Here is a 25,874-nt window from a genome sequence, read left to right as displayed (position 1 = left end):
ACCCTACCGTCCGTCACCCGTGCCTGCGGTGACACTCCGAAACAACCGTGCGCAAGCCCGTTCCCACAAGTGCTACCGATCTGCTCACAGGCAGCGGGGCAGGGCTTTCACCGCCGCTGATGGCACTTCGAAATACCTTTTGTCGGATGTCTTGAATAGACACGTCGCGACGTCGTTTTCAGGAGTTATTGAACGGCCATTCAATTTTAGGCATGGCAATTGCTCTGTCATAACAAAGCCCGTCTCCCGCATGAGCACGCGGCAATAACAAGAGCCTCCGCCTGAGGCCATCACCCGCTTTGTGTGAGGAGATACCGCGATGACGTCGTTCAACTCCGGGGCCCAACCCCAGAACCGTGCGCCTCAATCCATCGGCTTTTTGCTGCTGGACAATTTCACGCTGATTTCCCTGGCCTCTGCGGTAGAACCGCTACGCATGGCCAACCAATTGTCCGGTCGTGAGCTGTATCGCTGGAGCACCCTCACCGTCGATGGCGGCCAGGTGTGGGCCAGTGACGGTCTGCAAATCACTCCCGATGCCTCCATGCACAAAGCCCCGCCCCTGGATACCGTGATCGTCTGCGGCGGGATCGGCATTCAACGCACCGTGACCCGTGAACACGTCTCGTGGCTGCAAAGCCAGGCGCGTCAGTCCAAGCGTCTGGGCGCCGTGTGCACCGGCAGCTGGGCCCTGGCCTGCGCCGGCCTGCTCGACGGTTTCGATTGCAGCGTGCACTGGGAATGTCTGGCGGCGATGCAGGAAGCTTTCCCGCGCGTGGCGATGAGCACCCGCCTGTTCACCCTCGACCGTAACCGTTTCACCAGCTCCGGCGGCACCGCGCCACTGGACATGATGCTGCACCTGATCAGCCGCGATCACGGCCGTGAGCTGTCCGCCGCGATCTCGGAAATGTTCGTCTACGAACGCATCCGCAACGAACAGGATCACCAGCGCGTGCCACTCAAGCACATGCTCGGCACCAACCAGCCGAAGCTGCAGGAAATCGTCGCGCTGATGGAAGCCAATCTGGAAGAGCCGATCGACCTCGACGAACTGGCGGTGTACGTCGCCGTGTCGCGTCGCCAGCTGGAGCGGCTGTTCCAGAAATACCTGCACTGCTCGCCGTCGCGCTACTACCTCAAGCTGCGCCTGATCCGCGCGCGGCAACTGCTCAAGCAGACGCCGATGTCGATCATCGAAGTGGCTTCGGTGTGTGGATTCGTGTCGACGCCGCACTTCTCCAAGTGCTACCGCGAATACTTCGGCATTCCGCCGCGTGACGAACGCGTAGGTTCCAACACTACGCAGCAAGTGGCGATGATGCCGCTGCCGCAGGCGATCGTGATGTCGCCGCTGTCGGGGCCGATGTCGGCGTTGAGTCAGGCGCGTAACGAGTCGACGTTTGCCAGCGTAAGGCTGTAGACCGGACAGTTTTTGTGGCGAGGGAGCTTGCTCCCGCTCGAGCGCGAAGCGCTCGTAAAACCTGCGCATGCGATTTATCTGGAACAGTGCATCTGCCGGTTTGGGGCCGCTTCGCGGCCCAGCGGGAGCAAGCTCCCTCGCCACAGTTGCTCGTCAGGCGCTGTGGGTCTGTTGGTATTGCGCCAATGCCGGCAACAACTGCTTGTCGATCGCCTGACGCACCGCTGGCTGAATACTCGCGCCGCTGGTGTACATGTCCTTGACCATCTTGCGCAATTCGAATGCGCGAACATTATCCAGACCCCGCACCGCACACTCGCAGGCCTGCTCCGCTGTGGAGCCACTCGGTACCTGAAGTCCCAATGCCTTGAGCTGTCCCAACAGGTCTTCCTGATCGATCAAATCGGCATACATCATGACGCGCATCCTTCTTCGGCAACGGAGGTCGTGGCTCGATTCTGGTAGGCATGGGGAGTGACGGCAAGGGCGATTTGTCGCAGTGGCTGCGACGGCTATGAACAGGTCGTTTTCGGCTAACTCAGTGCAAAGGGGAGTGGGCACACTGGCGCAAGCTCGCTACAGACGGTTTGGTCACCCTCGACTGGCAGCTCCTCAACAGTACCCTCTGCCCCGATCCTGTCACGGCTTGTATCGGGGCTTTTTTAATGCAATGAAAGTCAAAAGATCGCAGCCTTCGGCAGCTCCTGCAGGGAAAAGCATTCCAATGCAGGAGCTGCCGAAGGCTGCGATCTTTTGCTTTTAGCGGATCAGCGTTGCAACACCAATATGCGCGACAACAATTCATCCCGGTCGACATAACAGCCCTGGAAATGCCGGGCCCCGGTGGCCGGGTCAAACGCATTGCGCGCATGCAACGTGCGGCGGTTATCGAAGCACCACAGCTCACCCGGATTGAGCCGCTGCATCAGCCTAAACCGTGGCTCGCGGGTCATCGCGATCAAGCGTCGATAGGCGCGATACAGCAACGGCATCTGCTCCACCGACGTATTGAACGCCCCACGCAGAAAGTTCGCCAGGCGAATCTCCGCAACCCGGCCCGACGCGTCCAGCGCAATGATCGGCGCCAGGCAGCGATAGTCGCTGTGGCGATCCTTGTTGCGAAACTCCACGGGGATCTCGCACAGCGCCTGGAGCGACGCGGGGTCTTCACTGCGCAGCGCATCGGCAATCGCAAAACCATCGACAAAAATACTTTCGCCGCCCTCGGCGTCATTCACCAGGCAATGCAGAAACTGCAGCCCCGGTTGCAGCTCGCGGGTGGGCAAATCGGTGTGCGGCGGCAGGTTGAAAGCGGTGTAGGCATTGCTGTCGGCGTCGGCCTTGGATTGCACATTGAACAGCACGCCGAAGTTGCTTTCACGAATGAACGAGATGCGCTGCGCGATCAGCTTCAACGAACCGGGTTCGGTGGGCACGCCGCGCACCTGGGTCAGGCCGATGTCGCGTACCGCGATCAACCATTGCAGCAGAGCGCCGTTGTCATTCATCAGCGCGGCGTAGTCGAACACCGGCAACTGCAGATCGCTGCGCCACAGCTGAGCCTTGGGTTTGCCGGCCAGTCGCTCGGCCCGGGAGGCATCGTCGTAGGCGTGGGCGCGCAACCAGCCGGGGTCGAATCGGCTGCGGTGGCCGTCCTGCCAGTCGATGCGCAGGCTGCCGTCGCTGTCGATGCGCGCACTGGCGGGGGCGAGGTCCGGCGCGGCATCGACGATCTCGAACACCTGTTCGCGGGTGACGCTGTAGACGCACTGCTCGCACGGGCAGTTGTCCCGCAGCCAGACGTGGTGAAACGGGCTGATCCGGCCATCGGCCCAGGCAATCGAAACGCGATCCGCCAGACTCTGCACGCCGCTCAGCGCGCTGATCAACGGATAAGTACGGAAATCGGCAACAGCGGCAGCGGTGTGCATGGCGGCTCCTTGCGATCGATGAATTTAGCGGGCGGGTGGCAGGGCAATGACGCGGCCGATGTAAGCGGGAGCGGGCAGGTCGGCCTGCTCGGCGACGATGCTTTGCAGACGGCTCAAGGTGTCCGCGCTGAAAGGCGCCGAACGTGGGCCGGCGAGGTCGACGTGCAGCAGCATCTGTTCGTTGCCGGCCAGTTCCTGCTCATCACCGACCTTATGCAGGCTGTGATAGAGGTGCAGGCGTTTGCTGTCGTGGCCGATGATCTGCGTGCGCACTTCCACTTCGGCATCGAGCTTCACTTCGTGCAGATAATTCAGGTGCAGTTCGAGGGTGAACAGCGAGTGACCGCTGGCTTCGCGGTTGCTGCTGTCCATACCGAGGCGGTCCATCAGGGCGTCGGTGGCGTAGCTGAAGATCAGCAGGTAGAAGGCGTCGCGCAGGTGGCCGTTGTAGTCGACCCAGTCGGGGATGATGCGGGTTTGGTAGGTGGTGAGGTGCGGCATGCTGAACTCCATAGGTCGCTGGCGAAATACACACTTGTGGCGATGGAGCTTGCTCCCGCTGGACTGCGCAGCAGTCCCAAAACCTCTTGACGCGGTGTGTCAGTCAGGCCGCACTCGCTGGTTTTACGACCGCTTCGCGGCCGAGCGGGAGCAAGCTCCCTCGCCACAGGGAACGGCGTTTACTCGCTGAAACTCATCCCATGCTTCTCTTTGGTGGTTTTCACCGCCTCAAGCACCGCCAGCAAACAATCATCACGATAGCGCTCCAGCGCCGAAATACTGTGCCGCCCCAGTTGATCGCTGGTGCCATCCACCACATCGTCGATCAACTTGTCGGTCAGTTCCGGTGCCGGCAGATAGGTCCACGGCAACTGCAACGCCGGGCCGAACTGCGACATGAAGTGACGCATCCCCGCGTCACCACCGGCCAGCGTATAGGTCAGGAACGTGCCCATGAACGACCAGCGCAGACCGGCGCCAAAGCGGATCGCGTCGTCGATCTCGCCAGTCGTCGCCACCCCGTCGTTGACCAGGTGCAGCGCCTCACGCCACAGCGCTTCGAGCAAGCGGTCGGCGATGAACCCCGGCACTTCCTTGCGCACATGCAGCGGACGCATGCCGAGGGATTCGTAGACTGTCATCGCCGCTTGAACGGCTTCCGGCGCGGTGTGCTTGCCGCCGACCACTTCCACCAATGGCAACAAGTAAACCGGGTTGAACGGGTGACCGACCACGCAACGTTCCGGGTGGGTCGAGCTCTCGTAGAACTCGCTCGGCAACAGGCCGGAGGTGCTGGAGCCGATCAGAGCATTGGGCTTTGCCGCTGCACTGATCTTGCTGTGCAGATCCAGTTTCAGTTCGAGGCGTTCCGGGGCGCTTTCCTGGATGAAATCCGCATCGCGCACGCATTCTTCAATGGTCGCCACAAAGCGCAGGCGATCCTGCGAAGCGCCCGGCGCCAGACCGTTTTTCTCCAGTGCGCCCCAGGCATTGGCCACGCGTTTGCGCAGCGCGGCTTCAGCGCCGGGCGCCGGGTCCCAGGCCACTACGTCGAGGCCATGGGCGAGGGCACGTGCGACCCAGCCGCTGCCGATGACGCCGCTGCCGAGGGCGGCGAAGGTTTTGATGTTGGTGATAAAGCTCATGGTCACGTCCTAAAAAGTTTGCAGAACCCTGTAGGAGCTGCCGAAGGCTGCGATCTCTTGATCTTGCTTCTAAAAATCAAAGTCAAAGATCGCAGCCTTCGGCAGCTCCTACAGGTGATATCGGGGGCAGTCAGAACCCCATTTTTTTGCTGATGGTTAGCCGCGCTGGGTCAGGCCCATTTTCTTGCGACCTTCCGCGGGGGTGAGCACGCGGGCGCCGAGGCGGCTGAGGATCTCGGTGGCGCGTTCGACCAGTTGGCCGTTGGTTGCCAGCACGCCCTTGTCCAGCCACAGGTTGTCTTCCAGCCCGACCCGCACGTTGCCGCCGAGCAGTACCGCTTGCGCGGCCATCGGCATCTGCATGCGGCCGATGCCGAACCCGGCCCACACCGCGTCGGCGGGCAGGTTGTCGACCATGGCTTTCATGGTGGTGGTGTCGGCCGGCGCCCCCCACGGGATGCCCAGGCACAGTTGGAACAGCGGGTTATCGAGCAAACCTTCCTTGATCATCTGCTTGGCGAACCACAGGTGGCCGGTGTCGAAAATTTCCAGTTCGGCCTTCACGCCCAGCTCGGTGATGCGTTTGGCGCCGGCGCGCAATTGCGCCGGGGTGGAGACGTAAATGGTGTCGCCGTCGCCGAAGTTCAGCGTGCCGCAATCGAGGGTGCAGATTTCCGGCAACAGTTGTTCAACATGGGCCAGGCGGGTCAGCGGGCCGACCAGGTCGGTGTTCGGGCCGAATTCCATTGGGCTCTCGCCAGGGCCGATCTCCAGGTCACCGCCCATGCCGGCGGTGAGGTTGACGATGATGTCGACGTCGGCCTCGCGGATGCGCTCCATCACTTCGCGGTACAGCGCCACGTCACGGCTGAACTTGCCGGTCTGCGGGTCGCGCACATGACAGTGCACCACGGTGGCACCGGCCTTGGCCGCTTCCACCGCCGCTGCCGCGATCTGTTTTGGAGTGACCGGCACGTGGGGGCTCTTGGCGGTCGTGTCGCCAGCACCGGTAAGTGCGCAGGTGATGATGACGTCGTGGTTCATGAGGCGGTTTCCTTCAGGCGTGATGGGTCTGTCCGCAGCCCTTTACGGGCTGCGAAGCGTCGGTCAGTCGCCTCTCCCATCTGGGAGAGGGGCTTTTCAATTGAGGGTTATTTGCTGGTCAGTTGCAGGTTTTCAGCGGCCGGTTTGCCGTCGAAGGTGGTCACACCGTCGAGCCAGCGCTGCTTGTCTTCAGGGTGATCCTTGAGCCATTGCCTGGCCGATTCGAAGGCGTCCTTGTGATCGAGCAGCGGCTGCATCATCCGGCTCTCGTCTTCGGCGGTGAACGTCAGGTTGCTCAGCAGGCGGCCGACGTTCGGGCACTGTTCGGCGTATTTCGGCGCAGTGACCGTCCACACCGTGGCCATGCCTTCGTTCGGGCCAAGGGCGTCATCGCTGCCGGTGAGGTAGGTCATTTTTACGTTGACGTTCATCGGGTGCGGCGCCCAGCCGAAGAACACCACGGCCTCCTTGCGACGCACGGCACGGTCAACGGCGGCAAGCATCCCGGCTTCGCTGGATTCAACCAGCTGGAATTTGCCGAGGCCGAACTGGTTCTTGGCGATCATCGCCTTGATCTGCGTGTTGGCGCCCGAGCCCGGCTCGATGCCGTAGATCTTGCCGCCCAGTTCTTTCTCGAATTTGGCGATGTCGGCGAAGGTTTTCAGGCCCTTGTCGGCCAGATAGGTCGGCACGGCGAGGGTGGCGCGGGCATCCTTCAGGCTCGGCGCCGGCAGGACCTTGACCTGGTTGGCGTCGACGAACGGGGTGATGGTCTGGGTCATCAGCGGGTTCCAGTAACCGAGGAACAGGTCCAGCCGCTGGTCGCGGATCCCGGCGAAGATGATTTGCTGGGACGCGCTGGTTTGTTTGGTGCTGTAGCCGAGGCCGTCGAGCAGGACCTGGGTCATGGCACTGGTGGCGATCACGTCGGTCCAGTTGACCACGCCCATGCGCACGTTCTGGCACGACGCGGGTTCGGCCGCGATGACGCTGGCGCTGAAGAAAGCGGTACCGCTGAGTGCAAGAACACAGCGGCTGATCAGTCGTTTCATGTCGGGTTCCTCGGCAGGTCGTTTATTGTGAGTTCCGGCATCTGGCGTGCCGGTGATGCCAAGTTACGCAGCAATGCCCCTGTAAAAACGCACTGCGGCGACTGGCTCTTGCACTGTAGCGACCTGTGCGCTTGAACGCTGACGACAATCGGCGTATCAACGAGCCACGCTACCCTCCCTCTCGTTACCCGCGAATCGAGTGCGCCCATGTCCCAGGATTTCTACTTTCTGCTGATGCCGGGGTTCTCGGCCATTGGCTTTATTTCTGCGATCGAACCGCTGCGGGTGGCCAACCGCTTTCGCGGCGAGTTGTACCGCTGGCATGTGCTGAGTGCCGATGGCGGGGCGGTGCTGGCGAGCAATGGCATGTCGGTCAACGCCGACGCGGCGCTGGAGCCGCTGAAGAAAGGTGCGACGCTGTTGGTGGTGGCCGGGTTCGAACCGCTGAAGTTCGCCACGCCGACGCTGGAACATTGGTTACGGCGGCTGGACAACGAAGGCGTCACCCTCGGCGCCATCGACACCGGCAGCTTCGTTCTGGCTGAGGCGGGCCTGCTCGATGGCCATCGCCTGACCCTGCACTGGGAAGCCATCGATGCGTTCAAGGAATCTTATCCACAGCTCAGCGTGACCCAGGAACTGTTCGAGATTGACCGCCGGCGCATCACCTCGGCCGGTGGCACCGCGTCCATCGACTTGATGCTCGATCTGATCGCCCAGGCCCACGGCCCGCAACTGGCGATTCAAGTCAGCGAGCAGTTCGTATTGGGGCGGATCCGCCCGCGCAAGGACCACCAGCGCATGGAGGTCGCCACGCGCTACGGCATCAGCAACAAGAAGCTGGTGCAGGTGATTGGCGAGATGGAACAACACAGCGAACCACCGCTGACCACGCTGCAACTGGCGGAATCGATCAAAGTGACGCGGCGGCAGCTTGAGCGTTTGTTTCGGCTGCACCTGAACGACACGCCGAGCAATTTCTATCTGCGCCTGCGCCTGGAGAAGGCCCGGCAGCTGCTGCGCCAGACCGACATGAGCGTGCTTGAAGTCAGCATCGCCTGCGGCTTTGAATCGCCGTCGTACTTCACCCGCAGCTATCGGGCGAAGTTTGCACGGTGCCCCCGTGAAGACCGGCGTACCGCCCAGGCCTGAATTGGATGAACCCAAAACCAATGTGGGAGCGAGCCTGCTCGCGAAGGCGGCGTGTCAGTCAATACAGGATTGACTGATCCACCGCTTTCGCGAGCAGGCTCGCTCCCACATTTGGATCTTCATTGTCTGTAAGAACGCTTACTTCTTCACCAACGCCGAACAGGCCGCCTTGTAAGCCTCATGCTGATACTTGTTCAGCGTTCCCGGCAGCTCGAAATTGTGCTTCTTCGCCTGCGCGTTGATCGTCTGCGGCGACAACAACGTCACCTCACACCCATCGAGCAACTGAAACACACCTTCGATCTTGAACGTCGTCGGCCCACCGGCAAACTCGCCCTTCTTGCTGCGTTTCTTGATCGCAATGCGGTCAATCGAATGTTCGCGCACAAACGAGGCAACCTGCGCTGCGAAGCGTTTGACGTTGGCCGCCTCGTCATCATCATCTAGGGCGATTTTCTTGGTGTTGAGCGCCACATGGCTCAGCGTTGCCCCGTCAAGGGAGGCCACGGCGATGATCGCTTCGCTGCCTTTGATTTCGATGCCGCAGATGTTCATGGGAATTCCTTTGAATGAAGAGGTCAGCCTACAACTCAAGCTGATTGGGCGTGATGCCGAACGCTGCTGCAATTTTCTCGCGGGTTGCCTTGCGTGGCTTCGCTACTGTTTCTTGTTGAGCAAACGCCGGCTGGGAAATTCCCAGACGTTTCGCCACTTCTTCCTGAGTCAGGTTCAGGTGTTCGCGCCAGGCACGGATCGGTGTCGCCCCGTCGACCATTCGACTGACCACCTCATGCGGGATCAGATCGGGCTGCATTTTCTGTGCGACGTATTGAGCGTAGGGAATTACTACGAAGGCGGGGTTGCCCTCGGCATCGTTGATGATTTGGATGTCGGCAGATTGATTCATGGCGCTGGAAATATAAGTCTTTTATAAGATATTCGAATCTTTACTTATATTTTCCAGTCGGCCAATCCACAACGTTTTTCGGCATGTTGCCAAACTTCCAGAATCACTCCTGCCCAATCGACTCCAAAAACTCCGACCGTTCATCACTCATCCGCGCCACGCAGTCATTCTGCGCAATCTTGAACGCCTTGCTGCCTTCGGTGGCCGGGAAGGCTTCCACCGCGCAATCGGCGTCGCGGGTTTTCAGCCATTGTTGTTGGGCGGTCTTGAGTTTGGCGGTGATGTCGGCCAGTTGCGCGGCGTTTTTGCCGTAGGTGGCCTGCATGCGCTCGTTGAGGCTGGCGTAGTTGTCCTTGAGCAGGTCTTCGGCCGTGGTGCGGCTATACGTCGAGCATTCCAAGGTCTGGACGTCGTTTTCCACCGCGTCGCACGGGTTGTTGTCGGTCTCTTCGGCGGCGTGTACGCCGGTCGCAATCAGTGCCAGGGCCAGGAAGATCGATTTCATGTTGTCGCCGCTCTAATCCAGTGGTGTATCCAAGATGCGCCAGATTCTGGCTCAAGCTGGCGGGCTTGAACAGGTAGCTGATCGGAGCGCCTGGCGACCCTTTGTCGCGGATTGACGCTTTCGGCAATTCCCCTGTCGTTTTTGCACCCGGTCGCCCCGGCACCGAGGCATATGCTGGCCCCAAAGCGCCGGCAGACGATTCGGCGCATGAATCGCCAATAAGGGGACGCCTGATGAGCCCAGCCGAATTACACGCCGACAGCATCGTTATCGACGGTCTGATCATTGCCAAATGGAACCGCGAGCTGTTCGAAGACATGCGCAAGGGCGGTCTGACGGCGGCCAACTGCACTGTGTCGGTGTGGGAAGGCTTTCAGGCGACCGTGAACAACATCGCTGCCAGCCAGAAGCTGATCCGCGAGAACAGCGACCTGGTGATGCCGGTGCGCACCACCGCCGACATCCGTCGCGCCAAGGAGCAGGGCAAGACCGGTATCCTCTTCGGCTTCCAGAACGCCCACGCGTTTGAAGACCAGATCGGCTATGTCGAGGTGTTCAAGCAGCTCGGCGTCGGCATCGTGCAGATGTGCTACAACACCCAGAACCTGGTCGGCACCGGTTGCTACGAGCGTGACGGCGGCCTGTCGGGCTTCGGTCGCGAGATCGTTGCCGAGATGAACCGCGTCGGCGTCATGTGCGACCTGTCCCACGTCGGCTCGAAGACCTCCGAAGAAGTCATCCTCGAATCGAAAAAACCGGTCTGCTATTCCCACTGCCTGCCGTCGGGGCTCAAGGAGCACCCGCGCAACAAATCCGATGCAGAACTGAAGTTCATTGCTGATCACGGCGGTTTTGTCGGCGTGACCATGTTTGCGCCGTTCCTGGCCAAGGGCATCGATTCGACCATCGACGACTACGCCGAAGCCATCGAATACACCATGAACATCGTCGGCGAAGACGCCATCGGCATCGGCACCGACTTCACCCAGGGCCATGGTCAGGACTTCTTCGAATACCTGACCCACGACAAGGGCTACGCCCGTCGTCTGACCAGCTTCGGCAAGATCATCAACCCGCTGGGCATCCGCACCGTCGGCGAGTTCCCGAACCTGACCGAAACCCTGCTCAAGCGCGGCCACTCCGAGCGCGTGGTGCGCAAGATCATGGGCGAAAACTGGGTCAACGTCTTGAAAGATGTTTGGGGCGAATAAGCCACCGCACTTCTGAATCCTTTCCCCCGGCCGTCCGCGCCGGGGGCAATACACAAATTTTTCTGGAGTTAAGTTTCCATGGCCAAGATCGCCCCGCAATTGCCAATCGAAGTCGACAGCGAAACCGGTGTCTGGACCTCTGACGCCCTGCCGATGCTCTACGTGCCGCGGCACTTTTTCGTCAACAACCACATGGGCATCGAAGAGGTTCTGGGCGCTGAAGCCTACGCCGAAATCCTCTACAAGGCCGGCTACAAATCCGCCTGGCACTGGTGTGAAAAAGAAGCCGAATGCCACGGCCTGGAAGGCGTCGCGGTGTTCGAACACTACATGAAGCGCCTGTCGCAACGCGGCTGGGGCCTGTTCAAGATCCAGGACATCGATCTCGACAAAGGCACCGCCAGCGTCAAGCTCGAACACTCGGCGTTCGTCTACGTCTACGGCAAGGTCGGGCGCAAGGTCGACTACATGTTCACCGGTTGGTTTGCCGGGGCCATGGACCAGATTCTGCAAGCCCGTGGCAGCAGCATCCGCACCGTTGCCGAGCAAGTCTACGGTGGCTCCGAAGAAGGCCACGACGACGGCCTGTTCACCGTCAAGCCGTTGTAAGTCGAGGAACCCGCCATGGCTTTCGAAGCAATGTTCCAGCCGATCCAGATCGGCAAACTGACCATCCGCAACCGCGTGCTCAGTACCGCGCACGCCGAGGTCTACGCGACCGACGGCGGCATGACCACCGACCGCTACGTCAAATACTACGAAGAGAAAGCCAAGGGCGGCATCGGCCTGGCGATCTGCGGCGGTTCTTCCAGTGTGGCCATCGACAGCCCGCAAGGCTGGTGGAAATCGGTGAACCTGGCGGATGACCGGATCATCCCGCACTTCCAGAATCTGGCCGACGCCATGCACAAGCATGGCGCCAAGATCATGATCCAGATTACTCACATGGGCCGTCGCTCGCGCTGGGACGGCGAGCACTGGCCGACCCTGCTGTCGCCGTCGGGCATCCGTGAACCGGTGCACCGCGCGACCTGCAAGACCATCGAACCGGAAGAAATCTGGCGAGTGATCGGCAACTACGCCACGGCCGCCGCGCGGGCCAAGGCCGGTGGCCTGGACGGCGTCGAACTGTCGGCCGTGCACCAGCACATGATCGACCAGTTCTGGAGCCCACGGGTTAACAAACGCACCGACGAATGGGGCGGCAGCTTCGAGAACCGCATGCGTTTTGGCCTGGAAGTGCTCAAGGCTGTGCGCAAGGAAGTCGGCGACGATTTCTGTGTCGGCATCCGTCTGTGCGGTGACGAGTTCCACCCGGACGGTTTGTCCCACGAGGACATGAAACAGATCGCCAAGTATTACGACGACACCGGCATGATCGACTTCATCGGCGTGGTCGGTTCGGGGTGCGACACCCACAACACCCTGGCCAACGTTATCCCCAACATGAGTTATCCACCGGAGCCGTTTCTGCACCTCGCGGCCGGGATCAAGGAAGTGGTCAAGGCACCGGTGCTGCACGCGCAGAACATCAAGGATCCGAACCAGGCCACGCGCATCCTTGAAGGCGGTTACGTCGACATGGTCGGCATGACCCGGGCGCACATCGCCGACCCGCACTTGATCGCCAAGATCAAGATGGGCCAGGTCGACCAGATCAAACAGTGCGTCGGCGCCAACTACTGCATCGACCGTCAGTATCAGGGGCTGGATGTGCTGTGCATCCAGAACGCCGCGACCTCCCGTGAATACATGGGCGTGCCGCACATCATCGAGAAATCCACCGGGCCGAAACGCAAAGTCGTGGTGGTCGGTGCCGGCCCTGCCGGGATGGAAGCCGCACGCGTGGCGGCCGAACGGGGCCACGACGTGACCCTGTTCGAGAAGAAAGAATTCATCGGCGGGCAGATCACCACCGCGTCAAAAGCGCCGCAACGTGACCAGATCGCCGGCATCACCCGCTGGTTCCAGCTGGAACTGGCGCGGCTGAAAGTCGACCTGCGCCTGGGCACGGCTGCCGATGCAGCGACCATCCTCGATCTGCGTCCGGACGTGGTGGTGCTGGCGGTGGGCGGTCATCCGTTCCTTGAGCAGAACGAACACTGGGGCGCCGCCGAAGGGCTGGTGGTCAGCAGCTGGGATGTGCTCGACGGCAAGGTTGCGCCGGGCAAGAACGTGCTGGTCTACGACACCATCTGCGAGTTCACCGGGATGTCGGTGGCGGACTTCCTCGCCGACAAGGGCAGCCAGGTCGAGATCGTCACCGACGACATCAAGCCGGGTGTGGCCATCGGCGGTACGTCATTCCCGACCTACTACCGCAGCATGTACCCGAAAGAAGTGATCATGACCGGCGACATGATGCTGGAGAAGGTCTACCGCGAGGGCGACAAGCTGGTGGCGGTGCTGGAGAACGAATACACCGGCGCCAAAGAGGAGCGGGTGGTTGATCAGGTGGTGGTGGAAAACGGCGTGCGTCCGGACGAAGAGCTGTATTACGGGCTCAAGGACGGTTCGCGCAACAAGGGCCAGATCGACATTGACGCACTGTTCGCGATCAAGCCGCAGCCTTCGTTGAGCACCACCGGTGACGGCTACTTGCTGTTCCGCATCGGCGACTGCGTGGCGCAGCGTAATACCCACGCCGCGATCTACGACGCCCTGCGCCTCTGCAAGGATTTCTAACGGCATCACCACCATCACCTGTGGCGAGGGAGCTTGCTCCCGCTGGGCTGCGAAGCAGCCCCAAACCTGAAGTCGCGGTACACCGGCGACTGTATTGGGAGCGCTGCGCACTCCAGCGGGAGCAAGCTCCCTCGCCACAGGTAGGTGCGTTGCTCTTGCCAGCGCACAAATGACCCCGAGGTCTTTGGGAGCTTCACCTATGTTGAACACCCTTCTTCCAATCCTGTTGTTCGCAGCCCTGGCCCTCGCGGTGCTGGGCGCGTTGCGGCGGGTAGCGATGTGGCGTCGGGGCCGGGCCTCGAAGGTCGATCTGATCGGCGGCCTGTTCGCCATGCCCAAGCGCTACATGGTCGATTTGCACCATGTGGTGGCGCGGGACAAATACATCGCCAACACCCACGTCGCCACGGCCGGTGGTGCAGTGGCGTCGATTGTGCTGGCGATTCTGGTGCACGGTTTCGGCCTGCATAACCGCATCCTCGGTTACGCGCTGCTGCTGATGACGGCGGTGATGTTCGTCGGTGCGATTTTCGTTTACCGGCGTCGGCTCAACCCGCCGGCGCGGTTGTCGAAAGGCCCGTGGATGCGCCTGCCGAAAAGCCTGCTGGCGTTCTCTGCCTCGTTCTTTCTGGTGACGTTGCCGGTGGCCGGGATCTTGCCGGAAAACTTCGGCGGCTGGCTGCTGGCAGCGATTCTCGGGATTGGCGTGCTGTGGGGCGTGTCGGAACTGTTCTTCGGCATGACCTGGGGCGGGCCGATGAAGCACGCCTTCGCCGGTGCCCTGCACCTGGCCTGGCACCGTCGCGCCGAACGCTTTGGCGGTGGCCGTTCCACCGGTTTGAAACCGCTGGATCTCAACGATCCAAGCGCGCCACTGGGCGTGGAAAAACCCAAGGATTTCACCTGGAACCAGTTGCTCGGTTTTGACGCCTGCGTGCAGTGCGGCAAGTGCGAAGCCGCGTGCCCGGCGTTCGCTGCCGGCCAGCCGCTGAACCCGAAAAAGCTGATTCAGGACATGGTCGTCGGCCTCGCCGGCGGCACTGACGCCAAGTTCGCCGGTAGCCCGTATCCCGGCAAGCCAATTGGTGAGCACAGCGGCAATCCGCATCAACCGATCGTCAACGGTCTGGTCGATGCCGAGACCCTGTGGTCGTGCACCACCTGCCGCGCCTGCGTCGAGGAATGCCCGATGATGATCGAGCACGTCGACGCCATCGTCGACATGCGTCGCCACCTGACTCTGGAAAAAGGCGCCACCCCGAACAAGGGCGCCGAGGTTCTGGAAAACCTGATCGCCACCGACAACCCCGGCGGTTTCGCCCCGGGCGGGCGGATGAACTGGGCGGCGGATCTGAACCTCAATCTGCTCAGCGAAAAGAAATCCACTGACGTGCTGTTCTGGGTCGGTGACGGCGCCTTCGACATGCGCAACCAGCGCACCTTGCGCGCGTTCGTCAAAGTGCTGAAAGCAGCCAAAATCGACTTTGCCGTGCTCGGCCTGGAAGAGCGTGACAGCGGTGACGTGGCCCGTCGGCTGGGCGACGAAGCGACCTTCCAGTTGCTCGCCAAACGCAATATCCAGACCCTGGGCAAGTACAGTTTCAACCGCATCGTCACCTGCGATCCGCACAGCTTCCATGTGCTGAAAAACGAATACGGTGCCTTCGACGGCCACTACCTGGTGCAGCACCACAGCACCTACATGGCGGAAATCATTCAGGCCGGCGCGCTGAACCTCGGTCAGCACAAAGGTAACAGCGTGACCTATCACGACCCGTGCTACCTCGGCCGTTACAACGGCGAGTACGAGGCGCCGCGTGAAGTGCTGCGTGCCCTCGGCATCGAGGTCAAAGAGATGCAACGTTCCGGCTTCCGCTCGCGCTGCTGCGGCGGCGGTGGCGGCGCGCCAATCACCGACATTCCGGGCAAGCAGCGGATTCCCGACATGCGCATGGAAGACATCCGCGAGACCGGCGCCGAGCTGGTGGCCGTGGGTTGTCCACAGTGCACGGCGATGCTCGAAGGCGTGGTCGAACCGCGTCCGATGATCAAGGACATCGCCGAACTGGTGGCCGATGCGCTGCTCGAAGACGCCGCGCCAGGCAAGCCGACTGCACCGGCCAAACGTGAACCTGCGGAGGCCCACTGATGAGCGACATTATCCGCCGCGACCCGCGCGCCGAATGGATTGCCCGTAACCGCCTGCACCCGCTGCACGCGGCGATGCAACCGGCGCAACACAGCTGGATGGGCCCCAACGGCGTCATTCGCAAGAATCTGCACGGCATCGGCTTCATCGGCCCCAACGGCATCAAACGCATCGACCGTAGCGGCGCGCAGCAAGGCGGGGCGGTCAAACGCTCGGCCACGGTTGAAGTGCAGTTGCCGCTGCATCAGGTCGCGGCCCCGGCGTTCTACATCAGCGTGGTGCCGGACATGGTCGGCGGCCGCCTGAGCAGCCACGACCGCGACCTGCTGGGCCTTGCGCATCAACTGGCCGGCAAGGACGGCGCAGTGCTGGCGGTGGTGTTCGGCGAGCACAAGGAAAACGCCTTCGCCACGGCGGGCGTCGATCGCTTGCTGGTGCTCGAGGGCGATGAGTTCAGCGGTTATGCACCGGAGCAACGGGTGCAAGGTTTGCGCGCTGTGGATAACCAGTTCAATCCTCGCCACTGGCTGCTGCCGGACAGCCGCAGCGGTGGCGGCGAGCTCGGCCGCCGTTTTGCCGCTGCACTGGGCGAGCGCCCGGCGACGCGGGTGTGGCAGGTCAAGGATCAGGAATGCATCGGCCGCGCCGGTGCGGGTTTGCAAGACCTTGCCCGTCCGGTCGCACGCTTGATTCTGGCCTCGGCCGAATGCGCCGAACCGGTCAGCGAAACCCGGCACGAAGCCCTGCCAGTGGAGTTATCCACAACGGTGGCGCGCAGCCTGTCGCGGATCGAAGATCTGGGGGCCGTGGCGGTGGATCCGGCGGCAATCCCGATGGCCGAAGCGGAGTTCATCTTCTCCGGCGGCAACGGGGTCAAGGACTGGGCGCTGTTCCACGAGACGGCTGCGGCGCTCGGCGCCACCGAAGGCGCCTCGCGGGTGGCAGTAGACGATGGCTTCATGGCGCGCGACCGTCAGGTTGGTGCGTCCGGCACCTGGGTCACAGCACGGGTTTACGTGGCTGTGGGTATCTCCGGGGCGATCCAGCACCTGCAGGGCATCGGTGCCTGCGACAAGGTGGTGGCGATCAACCTCGACCCGGGTTGCGACATGATCAAACGCGCCGACCTGTCGGTGATCGGCGAGAGCGCGGAGATTCTTCAAGCCTTGATCGCGGCGGTAGCGGCTTACCGCAACGACGCCAAGCGCGATGCGGCTTAAGGGAAGGACACAGTTATGAACACCAATGTCATCAGCCTGGTCTCCATCGGCGCCCATCCGACCTCGGGCCGGCCACGCCGCGCCGAACAGGATGCGCGCGCCGTGGAACTGGGCCTGCAACTGGCTGGGGATAACCTGCAAGTGCTGCATGCCGGGGATGTCGCCGAACCGGCACTGCGCGCCTATCTGGGCATGGGCCTGGAACAGATGCACGTGCTCGAACAACCTGCTGGCGCCGATGCCTTGCCGGCGTTGACGGCATATTTGCGCGAGGCAGGTGCACAGGTGGTGCTGACCGGCAGTCAGGCGGAAACCGGCGAAGGCTCGGGCATGCTGCCGTTTCTGCTCGCTGAAGGACTGGGCTGGCCACTGGTGGTGGGGCTGGCGCAGGTCGAATCGATCAACGACGGTTCGGCGTTGGTGCTGCAAGCCTTGCCGCGCGGGCAGCGGCGGCGGTTGAAGGTGAAGCTGCCGTTTCTCGCGACTGTGGATAACGCTGCGCCGAAACCTCGGCAAAGCGCGTACGGCCCTGCGCGCCGCGGCGTGTTGAACGCCGAAGACGTGGAGGTGCTGGACGATGAACTGCTGGCGGTCGCCACCCTGCAACCGGCCAAGCCTCGGCCGAAGCGCTTGAAAGTGATCAAGGCCAAGAGCGGTGCCGACCGGATGAAAGCCGCGACGGCCAAGGCCAGTGGTGGCGGTGGGCAGGTGCTCAAAGGCGTCACCGCACAGGCTGGCGCTGAAGCGATCCTCAAACTGCTGATCGAAGAAGGCGTCGTCCGCTGACACGCCCACAAATCCCATGTAGGAGCTGCGGCACGCTGCAATCTTTTGATCTTTGAAATCAAGATCAAAAGATTGCAGCGTGCCGCAGCTCCTACTGGAATGTGCAGTTCGACAATATTGTGTTGTTTACCCACAATCCCTGTTGGCGGATCTGTGGATAACGTGTTCGCCCATCCCTGCACCCCACGCCAATCAAGCCCTGCAGACCTCAGATCAAAAAACAACCAGCCTAAGTCACGGTTTTTCCGGGCTTTTCTCCTTGGATAAGGGCACAAGTTGCCCCCAATCTCTGTTGGCGCTTCTGTGGATAAGATGTTCGCTATCCGCTGCGGCCCTTATAAAACGTGCCTTGCACGCGAATGATCAAAAACTGATCAATTGCGCTTTGCCAATGAACAGTTCCAGCGCAAACCGCGATTATTCGCGGCCTGCAGCGCTTTTCCACAGCGCAGGCAAAGTTACCCCCTGAGTCTGTTGGCGCTTCTGTGGATAAGGTGTTCGCCATCCTCTGCAGGCCATGCAATACGTGGCTTGCAAGGATGTGTTCAAAAAACAACCAATTCGTCCTGCAAACCGTACTTCTGGATAAGTCACGATTTTTCTCCACAAATCAGCCACTTATTTTTCCTTTCTTGCACAGTTACCCCCATTTGCTGTGGGTGGCTGTGTGGATAACTTGTTCGTCGAACCCTGCAAGCCCCGCCGGTCATAGTCCAAATGGCAATTGATCACATTTCATACAGTTCTAAGGCGTCGCCTTGACTTCGATTCCGGCGCTGTCTTCACTGCAATGGCATAAGGATAGCCGTCACTTATCCACATCAGGTTCTGGGAGAACGCATGATGGATAGCCGCCCGAATCGTCTGACCCCCTCGCCACGCAAACGCACGTTACGTCGTGCGGCCAATCAACACGCTCGTCTGTAGCGACCCTTCTGTTCCAAACGCTGTGCTGTCGCCGGGCTCGCCCCGGAGGCCAGGTGCCCGTTCGCCCATTGATTGCAGGCAACCGCAGAGTTGCCCCATCTGCCTGAGAGAGGAACACCCTCATGACACGCATCGCAACGCCCATCAGCGAGATCAAGGAACATTACGACGTGATCGTCATCGGCTCCGGCTATGGCGGCGGCATTGCTGCGTCGCGCCTGTCCCGGGCCGGCAAGCAGGTGTGCCTGCTCGAGCGCGGACGGGAAATCCAGCCTGGCGAATACCCCAACACCATGATTGCCGCCACCGAAGAGCTGCAGGTGCATGACCCGGATGGTCATATCGGTTCGCGCACCGGGCTGTTCGATCTGCACGTCAACGCCCAGCAGAACGTGGTGGTCGGTTGTGGCCTCGGCGGTACGTCGCTGATCAATGCCAACGTGGCCCTGGAACCTGAGCCCGGCGTATTCGACGACCCGCGCTGGCCGTTGGCTGTGCGGGAACACCGCGATACCTTGCTCAAGGACGGCTATGCCCGTGCCCGGGAAATGCTCAAGCCCAATCCTTATCCGGACACTTCACCCCATCTGCCCAAGCTCGACGCCAACAAGAAGTCTGCGGACTACCTCAAGCAAGGCGCGCACTTCTACAAGCCACCGATCAACGTGACCTTCGACAAACTGCCGAACAACCTCAATCACGTCGGCGTCGAACAGCTACCGTGCAACCAGTGTGGCGACTGTGTCTCGGGCTGTAACAACAAGGCCAAGAACACCACGCTGATGAACTATCTGCCGGATGCCTGGAACCACGGCGCGGAGATTTTCTGTCAGGCCGAGGTGCGTCATCTGGAACGCGACGGCGATGGCTGGATTGTGCACTTCCAGTACCTCGACAGCGGTCGGGAGAAATTCGACGCGCCGACGTTGTTTGTGAAGGCCGATATCGTCGTGGTCTCCGCCGGCACCCTCGGCTCCACCGAGATTCTCCTGCGTTCGCGGGACAAGGGCCTGGTGATGTCCGGCCAGCTCGGCGAGAACATGAGCGGCAACGGCGACATCCTCGGTTTCGGCCACAACTGTGAACAGACCATCAATGGCATCGGCTTCGGCGCGCATCCGGCCAAGGAACTGCACCCGGTCGGCCCGTGCATCACCTCGGTCATCGACATGCGCACCGAAGGTGACTGGCGCAGCCGCATGGTCATCGAGGAAGGCTCGATCCCCGGCGCCCTCGGCCGGCCGATGGTGCCGGCCATGGCCGGGTTCGCCGAATTGATCGGCAAGCCCACCGACGAGAGTTTCAGCGGCAAGCTTGGCTACAAGGAACGCGAGGCCGAGAGCTTCCTGCGCGGACCCTATTACGGCGCGCTGCACAACATGCAGACCTACCTGATCATGAGCCACGACAGCGGCCAGGGACGGATGATTCTCGACAACAAGGACCAGTTGCGTATCGACTGGCCGGGCGTCGGCGAACAGGAAAACTTCAAGCTCGGCAACGAACGCCTGTACCAGAGCACCAAGGCTTTGGGCGGGATCTGGGTCGAGAATCCGATCTGGACCAAACTGCTCAAGCACAGCATCGTCTCGGTGCATCCGCTGGGCGGTTGCGTGATGGGCGAGGACGCCGGGCAAGGCGTGGTCAATCACAAGGGCCAGGTGTTCAGCGGCGCGGCCGGCACCGATGTCTACGCCAACCTGTACGTGACCGATGGCGCGGTGATCCCGACCTCGCTGGCGGTCAATCCGCTGCTGACCATCTCCGCCGTGAGCGAGCGCAACATGGGCCTGCTCGCCGCCGACCGCGGTTGGCAGATCGACTACACGCTGCCGTCGGCACCGCGCAAACAAGTGGCGCCGCCGACCCTCGGCGTGCAGTTCACCGAAACCATGAAGGGCTATTTCTCCCGGGCCTTCACCGCCGCGCAAAGCACCGATCTGAAAGTCTATGAAGCGGCGGCCAAACGCGGCGAGGCAGACAACTCGCCGATCGACTTCACCCTGACCATCACCGCCAACGACCTCAATCGGATGATCAAGGAACCGGAACACGCCGCGACCATCGTCGGCACGGTCAACGCTCCGGCACTGTCGCCACAACCGCTGACCGCCAGCAACGGGGTGTTCAACTTGTTCGAACAATTCGAGCAGCAGGTCGACACGCGGCACATGAAATACGACATGAAACTGAGCGCCGAGGACGGCAACGACTATTTCTTCAGCGCCTTCAAGACTGTGCCGGAAGACAACGGCGTGCTGAACATCTGGCACGACACCAGCACCCTGTACGTGACGCTGTATCGCGGGCCGGACAAGTCGGGCGAGGTGATCGGCTCCGGGGTGATGCACATTCATCCGACCGATTTCGCCAAGCAGATGACCACCATGAAAGTGCTCAACGCGCGCAACGAGCGCGAGCGCATCGAAGGCCTGGCACGCTTCGGCAAGTTCTTCGCCGGGATCCTCTGGGAGAGTTACGGCGGGGTCTTCGCCGGTGACAAATACTTCAACCCCGACGCGCCGCCGCGGCTGAAACGGCCGCTGGATGCGCCGACCCCGGCGGTGCATTTCTTCCCCACCGAGGACGGCGTCGAGCTGCGCCTGAGCCGTTATCAGGCCGGGAGCAAAGGCCCGGTGATGCTGGTGCATGGCCTGGGCGTCGGTTCGAACATCTTCTCCACCGACACCATCCAGACCAACCTGTTGGAGTATCTGTGCAAACACGATTATGACGTGTGGCTGCTGGACTTCCGCGTGAGCATTCTGTTGCCGGCGAGCAAGAAGGAATGGAACGGCGACCAGATCGCCCAGTACGACTTCAAGGCGGCCATCGCACAGATTCAGCAGCAAACCGGCGCCAAAGACGTGCAGTGCGTGGTGCATTGCTATGGCGCAACGACGTTCTTCATGTCGCTGCTGGCCGGGTTGCAAGGCGTACGCTCGGTGGTCTGCTCGCAGATTGCCGCTGACACCGTGGTTGCCACCGCGACCGGGTTGAAGGCCGGACTGCACCTGCCGGGAATGCTCGATGCGATCGGTATCAAATCGATGACCGCCTACGCCGACAGCAAGGAGAACTGGTTCAACAAACTCTACGACAAGGCGCTGAATGGCTACGCGCGGATCGAGGCGCAGGGTTATTGCACCAACCCGGTGTGTCACCGCATCACCTTCATGTACGCCTCGCTGTATCGCCACGACACCCTCAACGAAACCCTGCACGACAACCTGCACGAGCTGTTCGGCGAGTCGAACATCGAGACCTTCGAGCACCTGGCGCTGATCGTGCGCAAAGGGCATCTGGTGGATTTCAAAGGCAACGATGTGTACATGCCGCACTTCGATCGGCTGACGATGCCGATCTGCTTTATCAGCGGCGCGGAGAACCAGTGTTACCTGCCGGAAAGCACCCTCAAGACTTACCAGCGAGTGTGCGAAGTCCACGGGCCGGAGCGCTACAGCCGGCATGTAGTGCCGGGCTATGGCCACATCGATTGCATGTTCGGCAAGAACGCGGTGGTGGATGTGTATCCGATCATCCTTGAACACCTGGAGAAAACTGCCCTCGGTTGATGAAGTCCCTGTAGCGAGGGAGCTTGCTCCCGCTCGGCTGCGCAGCAGTCGTAAACCCGGCAGATGCGGTGTTGCAGGAAAACCGCATTCGCAGGTTTTAGGGCCGCTTCGCAGCCCGGCGGGAGCAAGCTCCCTCGCCACCAAGGCCGATCAAGCAGTGGATTTCTTTCTCAAGTCTGCACAAGGAAATGGATGATATGGACAGCTACATCCGCTGGTTTCAACGCTTCATCTGGCTCGGCATTGCGATGAACATGGTGTTCGCCATCCCGGCGCTGTTCGCGCCGGGGTTGCTGACATCGGTGGTCGGTCTGCCGCCGCAACTGTCTGACCCGTGGCTGGAAAACGCCGGGATGCTGCTGGTGGGCATCAGCGTGTTTTACATGCCGTCGGGCTTCAACGCGCCGCGTTACGTGGTGCATTCCTGGTTGTGCGTGCTGACGCGGCTGATCGCCGTGGTGTTCTGGATCTACCTGATCAACACCAGCATCCAGGGCTCGGTGTTTGTGCCGATGTTGCTGGGCGATCTGAGCTTCTTCCTGATCCTCGGCATTCTGCTGTACCTCGGCACTGCACCGGCGAACCGGCCATGGGCGCTGCTCTGCGATGGTTGGCGCGAGTGGCGTGCGGCGTGGGCGCGGCAATGGCAGAGCCACGGCTTCAAGGTCGGCACGCTGGTCGTGCTGGCCGTGCTGGGTTTCATCGGTTACGAAACCTGGTACCAGATGCTGCGGGTGGTGCCGGAGCAGGAATACGCCTCCGATGAAGACCACTACAAATACGCCGCCATCGGCCTGGGGATCGAAGCGCGCATCCCGTATTACCTGTTCGCCGTGCTGCCGCAGATGTGCCCGGAAAAAATGCCCAAACCCGGCGGCTGGGAAGTCTTCGGCTTTCTCTATGAGAACGGCAAGGATCTGCCGATCGGCATGGCCAAGCGGCAGATCGGCTACCCGACCGTGGAGCCGAACTGCGCGCTGTGCCACACCGGTTCCTATCGGGCCAATGCCAGCGACGTCGCGGTCAATGTGCCGAGTGCGCCGGCCAACACCCTGCAACTGCAAGCCTTCCAGTGGTACGCCTACGATTGCGCCAGCGATCCGAAATTCACCACCGACGCGGTGATGGCGGCGATCAACAGCAAATTCCAACTGGGTTTTTTCGAGAAGCTTTACAACCGCTACCTGATCATCCCGATGGCGAAAAGCGCCTTGCTCAAACAGAAGCAGGCCTACGCCTGGCAGAAGCTGCGGCCGCAACAAGGCCCGGGCCGCACCGACACCTTCAACCCGACGAAAATGGTGGTGTTCGGCTTCCCGGATGACTCGACCATCGGCACCGTCGACCTGCCGCAAGTGTGGAACCAGAAACCGCGGGAATCGATGTACCTGCACTGGGACGGCAATAACAACAAGATCCACGAACGCAACTACGCCGCCGCGATGGCCGTGGGCGCGACGCCGGAGTCGGTGCTGCCGCCGAGCTTCAACCGGGTGACCAACTGGCTGCTCGGGCACAAGGCGCCGGCGTGGCCGTGGGCACTGGATCAGGCGAAAGTCGCCCAGGGCAAACCGATCTGGGAAGCCAATTGCGCCGCGTGTCACGACTTCGGACGTGCCGACACCGGGCAAGTGACCACCAACATCGATCAACTGGGCACCGACCCCCATCGGCTGGACTCGTTCACCACCGGTCTGGTGAACGCATTCCACACCTTCAAGAAACCGCCGTTCGATTTCGGCGCGTATCGCAAGACCCAGAGCTACAGCAACACGCCGACCGACGGCATCTGGCTGCGCGCGCCGTACCTGCACAACGGTTCGGTGCCGACCTTGTGGGATCTGCTGCAACCGCCGGAAAAACGTCCGCAGGTGTTCATCACCGGCTCCGACGTCTACGACCCGATCAATGTCGGGTTCGTCACCAGCGGCGCGCAAGCCAAAGCCTCGGCCGACTTCAAATACGACACCCGGCTGGAGGGTAACCACAACACCGGTCACTTGTATGGCACGCAGCTGTCGGACGCCGACAAGCGTGCGCTGATCGAATTCATGAAAACCCTGTGAGCCCTTACGGATAGAGGATTACGCCATGTCAGCGGTCGGTCATCTGAAACACGAATACGACAAGGTCAAAGTGCGCATTCACGGGTTGTTCACGCGCATGGAAATGGCCTGGATGAAGCTCATCAGCGAACTTGAACCGAAGGAGTTCGAGGCCATTATCAAGTTGCTCCAGCGTGGTCACGATCAGGCGCAGTACGTGCTGAAAAACGGCGAGTTGCCGGACGACGAGCCGAGCGTACCCTGGGAACTGTCCCACGGTTTGTCGATCCTGCGCATCGGCAATGCCACGCCGTTGCCGCAATCACCCGATCAATTGCAGACCACGGTACTCAAGGACGGCACGCTGTTGGGATGTCGCAAGTGGGAGCTGCTGGATCTGTTGTGGAGCGAGGCGCTGCTCAAGTGGATCGAAAACCTGCGTCATCACGCGACCTTCGGCACTGATCCTGCGCTGGTGCAAATGGACCGCAAAGTGACGCTGGCAATTGCCGGCGACTGGGGCACCGGGCCGTTCAACAGCCATGCGCCAGCGGTGTCGGTGGCCAACCAGATGCAACTGGCCAATGCCGATTTCACCATTCACTTGGGGGATGTCTATTACGCCGGTACACATTCCCAGGAAGACACCGACATGGCCGGCTGGCCGATGGGCACCCACGGCTCGTTCACCCTCAACTCCAATCACGAGATGTACAGCGGCGCCCATGGTTATTTCAAGGAACTGGCCGCGCGTTTTCCCGGGCAGCAGGGCACCAGTTACTTTGCCCTGATCAATGACGACTGGCTGATTGTCGGGCTGGACACGGCCTATGCCTCGGACGTGATGAACCTGTACATGGACGGCACGCTGAACGAGCCGCAGATCGCCTGGATGAAGGCGCTGCCCAAACGCAAAAAACTGATGGTGCTCAGCCATCATCAGGGCTTCGACATCACCGGGCATAACAAGACCGCGCTGTATCAACCGGTGTGCGATGCATTGGGGCGCGAGCCGGATTACTGGTACTGGGGGCATCTGCACAACGGCATCGTCTACGCGCAACAGGGGGGGCTGCATGCGCGCTGCGCCGGGCACGGGGCGATTCCCTATGGCACCACCAGCGAGCTGAACGGGCATTCACGGATACTGTTTTCGGAGACGCAGGATGCGAAGGATCCGGACTATCCGCTAAGGGTTTTGAACGGGTACGCGAAAATCAGGTTGGTGGGGGAGGAGATTTTCGAGGAGTTTATTGGCGAGGACGGCAGTGTGAGGTGGTCATCCACGTGACCGGGCGCCTGCGGTATCTGTACCGCAGGCCTTTTCATGCATTGAAAATATTAAAAATCTTAACGCCGCTTGTGCTGGCTAGTTAAGGGTTTGGTTGTCGGTATATGCCGAATCAAAATAGAAGCAGTTTCCGATAGTTCTATTGGCAAGTTTGACAGGTACGGTGGCTGCGACTTTACTTGGCCGCACGTGAGAAATTGAAAAAATTGTTCAGCAATAAATTCCGTCGGGTTCAATGCAGGATTTTTTTGTAATGGAGTACTTTTAGTCAATTTATTGGCTTTTTATCAAGAAACCCTACTTTGTGATTAATCCATTTCGGGAT

Annotated in this window: 20 protein-coding genes; 11 read left to right on the top strand and 9 right to left on the bottom strand. The window is 61.1% G+C overall.

The genetic code is table 11. The features are described 5' to 3' along the window. Positions 1-319: 319 nt before the first annotated feature. Positions 320-1,423: a choline metabolism transcriptional regulator GbdR gene (gene gbdR, locus HBN98_RS10240; protein ID WP_064589578.1), complete on the top strand. Its 1,104-nt coding sequence runs from the start codon at positions 320-322 to the stop codon at positions 1,421-1,423. A gap of 153 nt (positions 1,424-1,576) precedes the next feature. Here gbdR and HBN98_RS10235 read toward each other — a convergent pair whose 3' ends face one another. From HBN98_RS10235 to HBN98_RS10210, 6 genes are all read right to left on the bottom strand, one after another. Then, complete coding sequence (locus tag HBN98_RS10235) at positions 1,577-1,840, bottom strand: hypothetical protein (RefSeq protein ID WP_064589577.1); 264 nt, start codon at positions 1,838-1,840, stop codon at positions 1,577-1,579. Between the two features lie 350 nt (positions 1,841-2,190). Continuing rightward, positions 2,191-3,354 (bottom strand): gamma-butyrobetaine dioxygenase, encoded by a 1,164-nt coding sequence (locus tag HBN98_RS10230; RefSeq protein ID WP_083367701.1) that lies wholly within the window; start codon positions 3,352-3,354, stop codon positions 2,191-2,193. A 24-nt stretch (positions 3,355-3,378) separates the two neighbouring features. Beyond that, the gene (locus tag HBN98_RS10225; RefSeq protein ID WP_083367702.1) at positions 3,379-3,855 is read right to left on the bottom strand and encodes a thioesterase family protein; all 477 of its coding nucleotides are present in this window, start codon (positions 3,853-3,855) and stop codon (positions 3,379-3,381) included. 179 nt (positions 3,856-4,034) lie between these two features. Further along, a complete protein-coding gene (locus HBN98_RS10220) occupies positions 4,035-5,000 on the bottom strand; it encodes an L-carnitine dehydrogenase (RefSeq protein WP_083367703.1) in 966 nt (321 codons plus the stop codon). Positions 5,001-5,156: 156 nt separating this feature from the next. Beyond that, positions 5,157-6,044: a 3-dehydrocarnitine:acetyl-CoA trimethylamine transferase CdhC gene (gene cdhC / locus HBN98_RS10215; RefSeq protein ID WP_083367704.1), complete on the bottom strand. Its 888-nt coding sequence runs from the start codon at positions 6,042-6,044 to the stop codon at positions 5,157-5,159. A gap of 107 nt (positions 6,045-6,151) precedes the next feature. Continuing rightward, positions 6,152-7,096 carry a choline ABC transporter substrate-binding protein gene (locus tag HBN98_RS10210; RefSeq protein WP_083367705.1) on the bottom strand — a complete coding sequence of 315 codons (945 nt, stop codon included), beginning with the start codon at positions 7,094-7,096 and terminating at the stop codon, positions 6,152-6,154. A gap of 207 nt (positions 7,097-7,303) precedes the next feature. On the opposite strand from HBN98_RS10210, the gene HBN98_RS10205 reads away from it, so the two are divergent. Continuing rightward, a complete protein-coding gene (locus tag HBN98_RS10205; protein ID WP_025108540.1) occupies positions 7,304-8,248 on the top strand; it encodes a GlxA family transcriptional regulator in 945 nt (314 codons plus the stop codon). Between the two features lie 138 nt (positions 8,249-8,386). On the opposite strand, the gene HBN98_RS10200 is transcribed toward HBN98_RS10205, so the two are convergent. The 3 genes from HBN98_RS10200 to HBN98_RS10190 form a co-directional block, all read right to left on the bottom strand. Further along, positions 8,387-8,803, bottom strand: coding sequence for a DUF3010 family protein (locus HBN98_RS10200; protein ID WP_064589572.1), 417 nt, complete (start codon positions 8,801-8,803; stop codon positions 8,387-8,389). Positions 8,804-8,831: 28 nt separating this feature from the next. Continuing rightward, complete coding sequence (locus HBN98_RS10195) at positions 8,832-9,155, bottom strand: helix-turn-helix domain-containing protein (RefSeq protein WP_064589571.1); 324 nt, start codon at positions 9,153-9,155, stop codon at positions 8,832-8,834. Positions 9,156-9,258: 103 nt separating this feature from the next. After that, complete coding sequence (locus HBN98_RS10190) at positions 9,259-9,660, bottom strand: lysozyme inhibitor LprI family protein (RefSeq protein ID WP_047596500.1); 402 nt, start codon at positions 9,658-9,660, stop codon at positions 9,259-9,261. A gap of 233 nt (positions 9,661-9,893) precedes the next feature. Between HBN98_RS10190 and HBN98_RS10185 the strand changes: the two genes are divergently transcribed. The 9 genes from HBN98_RS10185 to HBN98_RS10145 all read left to right on the top strand — a co-directional run bounded on the left by HBN98_RS10185 (position 9,894) and on the right by HBN98_RS10145 (position 25,549). Then, positions 9,894-10,871 carry a dipeptidase gene (locus HBN98_RS10185; RefSeq protein ID WP_007962626.1) on the top strand — a complete coding sequence of 326 codons (978 nt, stop codon included), beginning with the start codon at positions 9,894-9,896 and terminating at the stop codon, positions 10,869-10,871. A 78-nt stretch (positions 10,872-10,949) separates the two neighbouring features. Beyond that, positions 10,950-11,480, top strand: a complete 531-nt coding sequence (locus HBN98_RS10180; protein ID WP_064589570.1) for a DUF5943 domain-containing protein — start codon at positions 10,950-10,952, stop codon at positions 11,478-11,480. Positions 11,481-11,495: 15 nt separating this feature from the next. Then, on the top strand, positions 11,496-13,556 hold the full coding sequence (gene dgcA / locus HBN98_RS10175) for a dimethylglycine demethylation protein DgcA (RefSeq protein WP_064589569.1): 2,061 nt from the start codon (positions 11,496-11,498) through the stop codon (positions 13,554-13,556). A 199-nt stretch (positions 13,557-13,755) separates the two neighbouring features. Further along, positions 13,756-15,705 (top strand): dimethylglycine demethylation protein DgcB, encoded by a 1,950-nt coding sequence (gene dgcB / locus HBN98_RS10170; RefSeq protein WP_083367706.1) that lies wholly within the window; start codon positions 13,756-13,758, stop codon positions 15,703-15,705. Then, positions 15,705-16,925 (top strand): electron transfer flavoprotein subunit alpha, encoded by a 1,221-nt coding sequence (etfA, locus tag HBN98_RS10165; RefSeq protein ID WP_083367707.1) that lies wholly within the window; start codon positions 15,705-15,707, stop codon positions 16,923-16,925. Before dgcB ends, etfA begins: the two co-directional genes overlap by 1 nt. Positions 16,926-16,940: 15 nt before the next feature. Then, positions 16,941-17,711: an electron transfer flavoprotein subunit beta gene (gene etfB, locus HBN98_RS10160; protein WP_064589566.1), complete on the top strand. Its 771-nt coding sequence runs from the start codon at positions 16,941-16,943 to the stop codon at positions 17,709-17,711. 1,049 nt (positions 17,712-18,760) lie between these two features. Beyond that, entirely contained in the window at positions 18,761-22,213 is a 3,453-nt protein-coding gene (locus tag HBN98_RS10155) for an alpha/beta fold hydrolase (protein ID WP_083367708.1), read from the top strand. Between the two features lie 197 nt (positions 22,214-22,410). Beyond that, positions 22,411-24,279, top strand: a complete 1,869-nt coding sequence (locus HBN98_RS10150) for a c-type cytochrome (protein WP_083367709.1) — start codon at positions 22,411-22,413, stop codon at positions 24,277-24,279. Between the two features lie 25 nt (positions 24,280-24,304). Beyond that, positions 24,305-25,549: a metallophosphoesterase family protein gene (locus HBN98_RS10145; protein ID WP_083367710.1), complete on the top strand. Its 1,245-nt coding sequence runs from the start codon at positions 24,305-24,307 to the stop codon at positions 25,547-25,549. The last annotated feature ends 325 nt before the right edge of the window (positions 25,550-25,874 follow it).

This window comes from Pseudomonas koreensis (assembly GCF_012986595.1).
GTDB classification, from domain to species: domain Bacteria; phylum Pseudomonadota; class Gammaproteobacteria; order Pseudomonadales; family Pseudomonadaceae; genus Aquipseudomonas; species Aquipseudomonas koreensis.
The sequence above is the reverse complement of the archived record's forward strand: the minus strand, read 5'-3'. Positions and strand labels throughout refer to the sequence as shown.

Bases quoted from the DNA above. Each gene is read 5' to 3' on its own strand.
- gbdR (WP_064589578.1), top strand. From the start codon at position 320: ATGACGTCGTTCAACTCCGGGGCCCAACCCCAGAACCGTGCGCCTCAA.
- HBN98_RS10235 (WP_064589577.1), bottom strand. From the start codon at position 1,840: ATGATGTATGCCGATTTGATCGATCAGGAAGACCTGTTGGGACAGCTC.
- HBN98_RS10230 (WP_083367701.1), bottom strand. From the start codon at position 3,354: ATGCACACCGCTGCCGCTGTTGCCGATTTCCGTACTTATCCGTTGATC.
- HBN98_RS10225 (WP_083367702.1), bottom strand. From the start codon at position 3,855: ATGCCGCACCTCACCACCTACCAAACCCGCATCATCCCCGACTGGGTC.
- HBN98_RS10220 (WP_083367703.1), bottom strand. From the start codon at position 5,000: ATGAGCTTTATCACCAACATCAAAACCTTCGCCGCCCTCGGCAGCGGC.
- cdhC (WP_083367704.1), bottom strand. From the start codon at position 6,044: ATGAACCACGACGTCATCATCACCTGCGCACTTACCGGTGCTGGCGAC.
- HBN98_RS10210 (WP_083367705.1), bottom strand. From the start codon at position 7,096: ATGAAACGACTGATCAGCCGCTGTGTTCTTGCACTCAGCGGTACCGCT.
- HBN98_RS10205 (WP_025108540.1), top strand. From the start codon at position 7,304: ATGTCCCAGGATTTCTACTTTCTGCTGATGCCGGGGTTCTCGGCCATT.
- HBN98_RS10200 (WP_064589572.1), bottom strand. From the start codon at position 8,803: ATGAACATCTGCGGCATCGAAATCAAAGGCAGCGAAGCGATCATCGCC.
- HBN98_RS10195 (WP_064589571.1), bottom strand. From the start codon at position 9,155: ATGAATCAATCTGCCGACATCCAAATCATCAACGATGCCGAGGGCAAC.
- HBN98_RS10190 (WP_047596500.1), bottom strand. From the start codon at position 9,660: ATGAAATCGATCTTCCTGGCCCTGGCACTGATTGCGACCGGCGTACAC.
- HBN98_RS10185 (WP_007962626.1), top strand. From the start codon at position 9,894: ATGAGCCCAGCCGAATTACACGCCGACAGCATCGTTATCGACGGTCTG.
- HBN98_RS10180 (WP_064589570.1), top strand. From the start codon at position 10,950: ATGGCCAAGATCGCCCCGCAATTGCCAATCGAAGTCGACAGCGAAACC.
- dgcA (WP_064589569.1), top strand. From the start codon at position 11,496: ATGGCTTTCGAAGCAATGTTCCAGCCGATCCAGATCGGCAAACTGACC.
- dgcB (WP_083367706.1), top strand. From the start codon at position 13,756: ATGTTGAACACCCTTCTTCCAATCCTGTTGTTCGCAGCCCTGGCCCTC.
- etfA (WP_083367707.1), top strand. From the start codon at position 15,705: ATGAGCGACATTATCCGCCGCGACCCGCGCGCCGAATGGATTGCCCGT.
- etfB (WP_064589566.1), top strand. From the start codon at position 16,941: ATGAACACCAATGTCATCAGCCTGGTCTCCATCGGCGCCCATCCGACC.
- HBN98_RS10155 (WP_083367708.1), top strand. From the start codon at position 18,761: ATGACACGCATCGCAACGCCCATCAGCGAGATCAAGGAACATTACGAC.
- HBN98_RS10150 (WP_083367709.1), top strand. From the start codon at position 22,411: ATGGACAGCTACATCCGCTGGTTTCAACGCTTCATCTGGCTCGGCATT.
- HBN98_RS10145 (WP_083367710.1), top strand. From the start codon at position 24,305: ATGTCAGCGGTCGGTCATCTGAAACACGAATACGACAAGGTCAAAGTG.